Here is a 6,927-nt window from a genome sequence, read left to right as displayed (position 1 = left end):
ACTTAGGCTCACTCTCGTCGGATCGCAGGTACTTCTTCACGGTGTTGCGAGCCAGGCCTGTACGCCTGGAAATCTCACGGATGGACATCTGTTCTCGCAGTGCCCAACGTCTGATGACATTCAATGTCGCCACGTCTATCACTCCTAATATTCCCCTGCTTTAAAAACTAGCAGGGTAAGGCCTACGTGGGTCAATTTTTGGTGGAAATTACTGCTTCAAGTGGGTCAGTTTTCAACGGAAATCAACAAAAGTCGCGCGCGAATACTTGGATGCCATTCACTACACCCCTGAGGCGGAAGTTGAAACGATCAATCTTGAGTTAGCAAGGAAGCGGCAAAAAGGCAGAGTGGACAATTCGCGCTTAGAGAAGTTGATTTCCAATGGGTGTGGGCGGACTATAAAAATTGCAGCCTATGCGCTGATGGGTCGTAGGGGGGACATGCTTGCGTGCATTCGTGATCAATTGCGAGTGGACAAGACGTATAGATTTGGTATTGCTCGCTGGCCATTGTTTGATGACTTGCGAGATGATTCGGATATTGTTAAAGCAGTGGAGTTTGCCGTAGGCCCCGGAATGTCCCCATCCGGGGTTTAGCGGTAGTGCTTATGTACTGCTCACAAGTCGATTCGGAGGACGAGATCAATGATTGCAAGGTTCAAGGATTCTTATTGAATTCCTGCGACTATTGAATCGTCAACTCCTGCTCAACCCTCTCATACTCCGAGATCACCTGCGCACCCATCAGCAGCAGGATGGCCATGATTTCCATGCAGAAGAGCATCACCACCGCGGTGGTGAGCGAGCCATAGACCACGCTGGCTTTGGACAGGTGGGTGAAGTACCAGACGAGCAGGTGACGGATGATTTCCCACATCACTGACGCTGCGAAGCCGCCAATCAGCGCGTGGCGCAGCGGCATGCGGCCTACAGGCAGCGTGAGGTACAGCACGGCGATGATCGCGGTTTCCACGCATACGCCGAACACGTAGAAGAAGAAGCCCGACACGCCAACCAGTGACCACTCAAAACCCAGAAAAAAGATGCTGTCTTTCGCCAGCGTCTGCAAAGCGGTGGTGACCAGCGTGACCGCCAACAACCCTACGCACAGCATCGCCACAAAGCAATAGGGCAGGATGGCCGAGACCAGCGCATGACGCTTTTGGGTCGTGCCACGGTGCGGGAAGATGATGCGCATGGCCTTTTCCAGCAGGCCAAACAGCAATGAACTGAAGAACAGCAAGGTCACGCCGAGCACTACGCCAAGCGCCACGCGGTTGTCCAGAAAGTTCGACAGATCTTTCACCACGGCCTTGGACTGGCTGGGCACCAACCATTCCAGATACACCCCCAGCGCATCCAGCACGGCGGCCTGGCCGACCCAATGCGACAGCAATGTCACCGACAGAATCAGCAGCGGCACCAGGCTCAACAGCGCGTAATACGCGATGGCACCGGCCATCAGCATGCCCTGGTTCTTGAAGAAGCCGCGCACGGTGCGCAGCGTGAACTCCAGCGGGTGCGTGATGATGTGCTGCGTGGCTTTGCTCAGCAGCAGCGATGGGATTTGTGAGGGTTTCAAGTCCACAAGTCTAGCGGCGGGTCGGCCACGACGGCGCGCAGGATGTCGGAGCGCGACACAAAACCCTGCACCAGCCCCGCGTCATCGACCACGGGCAGGCCGGGCAAGCCGGTGTCGAGCAACACGCGGGCGACGCGGCGGATGTCGGTATCCGCGGCCACGCTTGGCACGGGCGACCACATTACGTCGGTCACGCTTTGCGCGAGCAAGGCGCGCCAGGCAACAGCATTGCTGTCGGGCGCGGGCAGACGGTCTTGCCGGGTCAAGTCGGCGCGCGACAGCAGGCCGACCAGCATATGGCTCTCGTCAATCACCGGCGCCTGGCCAATGCCTTTTTGCGCGAGCAGTTCCCAGGCCTGCTCTACCGTGGCGCTGTCGGGTAGCGTGATCACGTTGCGCGTCATCACATCGCTGACCACAGTCAGCGGGCGGCGCTCAGCGGGCTTGCTGGTTTGCTCATACGCGAGCACAGCGCTGCGGTGCACGGTGTCCAGCGGCAAGGCGTGGCCTGCGGCGGATTGCAGGTTGTTGGAGAAGGAGTCTCGGCCGTCCTGGCCAATGGGCAAGATGGCGCGGGTGCGCGCTGCGGCGCCGATGGACGGGACCTGGCGCAGGTCTTCCATGGAGCCCTGGAATATGCGCCCGCCTTTGCCGAATACAGAGAACATCGCAACTCCTCCGTCTGAACCGCACGCCCGATGGGGCGTGTCAATCAGTTTTGATTGGACAGGAAAAGTTCCTGCAAGTCACTTAAAAAGTCAAAGCCCCGTTGCGAGGGGCGCACGCGCGCAAAGTCGCGCTCCAGAAGGCCTTTGCGCTCGCCCTGTTGCAGCGCGGCTTCAATGCTGCTCAGAGGCAGACCCGTGCGCTCCATGAAATCCTGCAACCCAAAGCCATTGCGCAGGCGCAGCGCGTTGAGCATGTATTCAAACGGCAGCTCGGCGCGCGACACTTCCTCTTCCTGTGCGATAGGCGTGCCTGCAAGCGCGTTCTGCATGTAGAGCCAGGGCTCGCGAAAGCGTACTTGGCGGACGACGCGGTGCGCGAAGCTGAGCTTGCTGTGCGCGCCAGCGCCAATACCGAGGTAGTCGCCAAACTGCCAGTAGTTCAGGTTGTGCTTGCAGCGATGGCCGTTCTGCGCATAGGCCGACACTTCGTAGCGCTCCATGCCCGCGCCGCCGGTGGCTTCGGTGATGCGGTCCAGCATCGCATACGCCGTGTCGTCCTCCGGGATGACGGGCGGGAACTTGGCGAAGTAGGTGTTGGGCTCAATGGTCAGGTGGTAGATGGAGATATGCGGCGGCGCGAATAGCAGTGCGGTGGCGATGTCTTCATCGAGCTGCGCCATCGTCTGGCCCGGCAGCGCGTACATGATGTCCAGGTTGAAGGTGTCAAACGACGACGCCACTTCTTCGACCGCAGCAAGCGCCTGCGCGCGGTCATGCACGCGGCCCAACGCCTTCAGGTGCGCATCGTTGAAACTTTGCACACCGACCGACAGCCGCGTGACGCCAGCGCTGCGGTAGCCACGAAAGCGCTCTTTCTCAAACGTGCCGGGGTTGGCCTCCAGCGTGATTTCGCAGGCGGGCTCCAGTTGCAACCTTGCGCGGATGTCGCCCAGCAGGCGGTCAATCGCCGCCGGTGAAAACAGGCTGGGCGTGCCGCCACCGATGAAGATGCTGTGGATATGGCGGCCCCAGATCAGCGGCAGCGCGGACTCCAGGTCGGCGATCACTGCGTCGATGTAACGCTGCTCGGGCATCTCCGCAGCGCGCATCTCGTGGGAGTTGAAATCGCAGTAGGGGCACTTCTTCAAGCACCATGGCAGATGCACGTACAAGGAGAGCGGTGGCAGCGCGCTGAGCTGCAGCGTGCCTGGGCGCATGTAGTGCTGGATGTCGCGCACCGGTGGCGCTGCATCCGTTGCCGGGGCGATCGGGATCACAGGCATCGCTTAGAGCCAGTTGTCCCGGATCAGCGCGACCATGGCCTGCGCGGAACGGCCGCGGTGGCTGTGTGCGTTCTTGACCTCGTTGGGCAGTTGCGCAAAGGTCTTGCCGAACTCGGGGATCCACATCACCGGATCAAAGCCAAAGCCGTTCGTGCCCATTGCCTCGGGCGCAATCTCGCCATGCACTTTGCCAACCGCAATCAATGGCTCCGGGTCTTGCGGCGAGCGCACCGCAACCAGCGTGCTGACCATTGCAGCGCGACGGTTGGTTATGTCTTTCATTTGTTCCAACAGCGCCTTCACGTTGTTGTCGTCACTCTTGGGGTAGCCAAACTGCGTGGCGTAGTAGGCCGTATCCACGCCCGGCAGGCCGCCAAACGCGTCAACGCAGATGCCAGCATCGTCGGCGATCGCAGGTAGGCCAGTGTGTTGCGCGGCGTTGCGCGCCTTCGTCAAGGCGTTCTCAACAAAGGTGCGATACGGTTCGGGCGCTTCGGGCACGCCAAGATCGCCTTGCGCAATCAATTCGCAACCCAGCGGCGCGAACATGGCTTGCAGCTCGGCCAGCTTGCCGCGGTTGTTGGATGCCAATACGATCTTCATAAAAAACGGCTGCAACGCGCGTGGAACGTGCGTGAGCAGCTACTATTTTGATAGTGATTCGAGTTGCAGTTGCATCAGCTCGCCAATGCCTTTTTCGGCGAGCGCGAGCAGTTGGTCCATTTCTTTGCGGGTAAACGCAACGCCTTCGGCCGTGCCCTGCACTTCAACAAAGTGACCCGCGCCGGTCATCACAACGTTCATGTCGGTATCACAAGCGGAGTCTTCGGTGTACTCAAGATCCAGCAGTGGCGTGCCTTCGACAATGCCCACGCTGATCGCGGCGACTTGCGCGGTGATCGGGGTCTCGGCAATCTTGCCGGCTTTGAGCAGGCCGTTGACTGCGTCTTGCGCAGCGACAAAGGCACCGGTGATCGCAGCGGTGCGCGTGCCACCGTCGGCCTGCAGCACGTCGCAGTCCAGATGAATAGTGCGCTCGCCGAGCTTCTTCAGATCAAACACGGCGCGCAGCGAGCGGCCGATCAGCCGCTGGATTTCCTGCGTGCGGCCGCTTTGCTTGCCGCGTGCGGCTTCGCGGTCGCTGCGGGTGTGCGTGGCGCGGGGCAACATGCCGTATTCCGCGGTGACCCAGCCTTCGCCGCTGCCGCGTTTGTGCGGTGGCACCTTCTCTTCGACAGACGCGGTGCACAGCACGCGCGTGCCTCCAAATTCGATCAACACAGAGCCTTCAGCGTGCACGGTGTAACCACGGGCAATGCGCACGGCACGAAGGGCGTTGGCGGCGCGTGCGCCATTGCGGACAAATTCAGTCATGCAGAAACCTCGGGGAAAACAGGCGACGCGAAAAGCGTCAGGATTTTTTGGCGGCGGAGCGGCGGATGGCCGCATTGATTTCAGCGATGGAGCGCTCGATGGCTGCGTCGTCCAGATCATCGACCGTGGAGTCCAGCCAACCCGCTTGCACGGTCGAGGCGAATACGCCTTCGTCAATGCTGTCGGTGGTGATGCTGCCGCGGGTGGAGACAAAGGTGTCGGGGGTTTCCCACTCCATTGCGATCAGCGTGACGTTGTCGCTGTGCGAACCGGCCTTCAGCAAAGCCTTTTCCACCAGATCGGGAGCGGAACTGGCGACCGGCTTTTGCGCCAGGTGGTAAACGATATCGGCGTCATCGAGTGAGCCCCACAGCCCGTCAGAGCACAGCATGATGCGGTCGCCCTGTTGTAGCTGCACCGGTCCAGTGACGTCAAACACCGGTTTGGTCGGTGAGCCCAGGCAGGTGTAGAGCACGTTGCGGTTGAAGCCTTCGGGAAGCGGCGCATGCGGGCGCGCCGCCTGCTGCTGTTCGGAGTACGAGTGGTCGCGCGTACGCGCCAGCAACTCGCCCTGGCGCACCATGTACAGGCGCGAATCACCGCAATGCACCCAATGGGCCGCGCCGCCCTGGACAATAGCCACGACCAAGGTTGTGCGCGGTGTATCGGGCAGACCCTTTTCAGCGGCGTATTTCAGAATCTGGCGATGCGAGGCTAGGATGGCCATCTTGAAGAACGCAGTGACGTCTTCGATCTCCGGGCGGGCCTCTTTCTGGTACAGCGCAGAGAAGGTTTGCAATGCGATCTGCGCAGCCACTTCGCCTTCTGGATGTCCGCCCATGCCATCGGCCAATAGAAAAAGACCGGAGCCCTTGGTATAACAATACCCCATCCGGTCTTCGTTCTTTTCCCGTCCGCCTTTGCGGCTGATCTGAAAGACGGAAAATTTCATTTAGGTTTGGCCCCAACATTAGTGGGAGCAGCCCCGCCCTTTTTGTCGGCCACCAGGTTGTCAAACTGCATGCGCACTTTTTCAGACATGCTGAGCTTGGTGTACTTGCGCTCGCCTTCTCGGCTGAGTTCCTTTTGTAGCGCAAACACAGACTGCGGGCGCGACAGTGGATCGAGCGACATGCACCACTCAACCACTTCAATCAGGTTGTCGGAATAGACACCACGCAACCGGGCCAGTGCCATCGCAATGCGGTCTTTCTCCAGACGCTGCGGCGCTTCATTGGGCGGGTAGCCTTGCATGCAGGCGTAGATGCAGGCGCCGATCGCGTAAATGTCGGTCCACGGGCCCATGGACGCATCGCGGCGGTACATCTCGGGGGCGGCAAAGCCGGGCGTGTACATCGGACGGATGAAGTTGCCTTCCTTGCTCAGCACTTCCCGCGCAGCGCCGAAGTCAATCAACACGGATTTGTTGTCGTCAGTGATGAAGATGTTGGCGGGCTTGATGTCAAGGTGCAGCATCTTGTGCTGGTGCACGATGCGCAAGCCGCGCAGGATTTCGTCAAACAGCGAGCGGATGGTGGATTCGCGGAACACCTTGCTTTGCTTCAGGTCGCGCGCGGTGACGATGAAGTCCTGCAGGGCCGCGCCCTCCAGGTAGTTCATCACCATGTAAACAGTTTCGTTTTCACGGAAGAAGTTCAGCACGCTGACCACGGAGGGGTGCGAGATTTGCGCCAGCGAGCGCCCTTCTTCAAAGAAGCTCTTCAGGCCCAGGCGATACAGCGACAGCTTCTCGGCCTGCACTTGTGGCAGCAGTTCGCCCGGCGCGCGCGTGGCCAGCGAAGAAGGCAAATATTCTTTAACTGCGACCTGCTGTCCATCAGGATCCAGCGCCAGATACACCAAGCCGAAACCGCCAGCCGCAACTTTGCGGATGATGCGGTAGCCGCCAATCGTGGTATCCGGGGGTAGGGGTGCTGGCTTGACTTTTGACATAGTGTTTCAGCGTGGGCTTCGAAATCTCTTATAAATTGTCTGAACCGGGTTATTCTCAGGGCCGTTCC

Annotated in this window: 8 protein-coding genes; all 8 read right to left on the bottom strand. The window is 59.9% G+C overall.

Annotated elements, in window-relative coordinates:
- The coding region (locus tag AC1DV6_RS14050) for a helix-turn-helix domain-containing protein (RefSeq protein WP_477977693.1) at positions 1–142 on the bottom strand (142 nt) is incomplete at its 3' end.
- Positions 143–684: 542 nt separating this feature from the next.
- The gene (locus AC1DV6_RS14045; RefSeq protein WP_477978388.1) at positions 685–1,581 is read right to left on the bottom strand and encodes a YihY/virulence factor BrkB family protein; all 897 of its coding nucleotides are present in this window, start codon (positions 1,579–1,581) and stop codon (positions 685–687) included.
- The gene (locus AC1DV6_RS14040) at positions 1,578–2,249 is read right to left on the bottom strand and encodes a CBS domain-containing protein (RefSeq protein ID WP_477978386.1); all 672 of its coding nucleotides are present in this window, start codon (positions 2,247–2,249) and stop codon (positions 1,578–1,580) included. Before AC1DV6_RS14040 ends, AC1DV6_RS14045 begins: the two co-directional genes overlap by 4 nt.
- A 44-nt stretch (positions 2,250–2,293) precedes the next feature.
- The gene (hemW, locus tag AC1DV6_RS14035) at positions 2,294–3,532 is read right to left on the bottom strand and encodes a radical SAM family heme chaperone HemW (protein WP_477978384.1); all 1,239 of its coding nucleotides are present in this window, start codon (positions 3,530–3,532) and stop codon (positions 2,294–2,296) included.
- Between the two features lie 3 nt (positions 3,533–3,535).
- Positions 3,536–4,135: an RdgB/HAM1 family non-canonical purine NTP pyrophosphatase gene (rdgB, locus tag AC1DV6_RS14030; protein ID WP_477978382.1), complete on the bottom strand. Its 600-nt coding sequence runs from the start codon at positions 4,133–4,135 to the stop codon at positions 3,536–3,538.
- Positions 4,136–4,177: 42 nt separating this feature from the next.
- Complete coding sequence (gene rph, locus AC1DV6_RS14025; protein WP_477978380.1) at positions 4,178–4,906, bottom strand: ribonuclease PH; 729 nt, start codon at positions 4,904–4,906, stop codon at positions 4,178–4,180.
- A gap of 37 nt (positions 4,907–4,943) precedes the next feature.
- The gene (locus AC1DV6_RS14020; protein WP_477978378.1) at positions 4,944–5,858 is read right to left on the bottom strand and encodes a PP2C family protein-serine/threonine phosphatase; all 915 of its coding nucleotides are present in this window, start codon (positions 5,856–5,858) and stop codon (positions 4,944–4,946) included.
- Entirely contained in the window at positions 5,855–6,859 is a 1,005-nt protein-coding gene (locus AC1DV6_RS14015) for a serine/threonine protein kinase (RefSeq protein ID WP_477978376.1), read from the bottom strand. Before AC1DV6_RS14015 ends, AC1DV6_RS14020 begins: the two co-directional genes overlap by 4 nt.
- Between the last annotated feature and the right edge of the window lie 68 nt (positions 6,860–6,927).

Source organism: Rhodoferax sp. P2_H8_2 (assembly GCF_056403235.1).
This window is presented reverse-complemented; position numbering and strand designations above follow the sequence as displayed.

Coding starts and splice junctions, on each gene's coding strand:
- AC1DV6_RS14040 (WP_477978386.1), bottom strand. CDS start 2,249: ATGTTCTCTGTATTCGGCAAAGGCGGGCGCATATTCCAGGGCTCCATG.
- hemW (WP_477978384.1), bottom strand. CDS start 3,532: ATGCCTGTGATCCCGATCGCCCCGGCAACGGATGCAGCGCCACCGGTG.
- rdgB (WP_477978382.1), bottom strand. CDS start 4,135: ATGAAGATCGTATTGGCATCCAACAACCGCGGCAAGCTGGCCGAGCTG.
- rph (WP_477978380.1), bottom strand. CDS start 4,906: ATGACTGAATTTGTCCGCAATGGCGCACGCGCCGCCAACGCCCTTCGT.
- AC1DV6_RS14020 (WP_477978378.1), bottom strand. CDS start 5,858: ATGAAATTTTCCGTCTTTCAGATCAGCCGCAAAGGCGGACGGGAAAAG.
- AC1DV6_RS14015 (WP_477978376.1), bottom strand. CDS start 6,859: ATGTCAAAAGTCAAGCCAGCACCCCTACCCCCGGATACCACGATTGGC.